Origin of the sequence: Nonomuraea recticatena, from assembly GCF_039533245.1 — a bacterium.
GTDB lineage: Bacteria > Actinomycetota > Actinomycetes > Streptosporangiales > Streptosporangiaceae > Nonomuraea > Nonomuraea roseola.
Map to the genome: position 1 here is coordinate 1 of NZ_BAAATE010000166.1, position 646 is coordinate 646.

At 47.8% G+C, this 646-nt stretch carries 1 rRNA gene; it reads left to right on the forward strand.

The window, feature by feature from the left end:
• Positions 1–266: 266 nt before the first annotated feature.
• A 16S ribosomal RNA gene (locus ABFX50_RS50955) occupies positions 267–646 on the forward strand; the annotation flags it as partial.

Consider the following 646-nt stretch of genomic DNA (forward strand, 5'->3'; position numbering starts at 1 on the left):
AGAAGAAAACGCAAAAACGTTTAAAAGCATGATGAAAGTTGTGCTAAAATCAAAGGCTTCGCTGATCACAGCAAGCAAAGAAATGAAAGCCGGTTTAGATTGGTTTTTGTTCTCGGATCCTTAACAAGATACAGCCGATAAGCGTGGGCGTTTGATGGCAAGCAGCCAAGTTCTTTAGAACTAAATCAAACGCTCATGGAAATAGAAGTGAAGTTCACTTCAATTCCGTTTTTATGAGTGAGTCGCAAGACTTTAAATTCAAGATCGAACTATAGAGTTTGATCCTGGCTCAGATTGAACGCTGGCGGCATGCTTTACACATGCAAGTCGAACGGTAACAGCACTTCGGTGGCTGACGAGTGGCGAACGGGTGAGTAATACATCGGAACGTGCCTAGTAGTGGGGGATAACTACTCGAAAGAGTAGCTAATACCGCATGAGATCTACGGATGAAAGCAGGGGACCTTCGGGCCTTGTGCTACTAGAGCGGCTGATGGCAGATTAGGTAGTTGGTGGGGTAAAGGCTCACCAAGCCAACGATCTGTAGCTGGTCTGAGAGGACGACCAGCCACACTGGGACTGAGACACGGCCCAGACTCCTACGGGAGGCAGCAGTGGGGAATATTGCGCAATGGGCGAAAGCCTG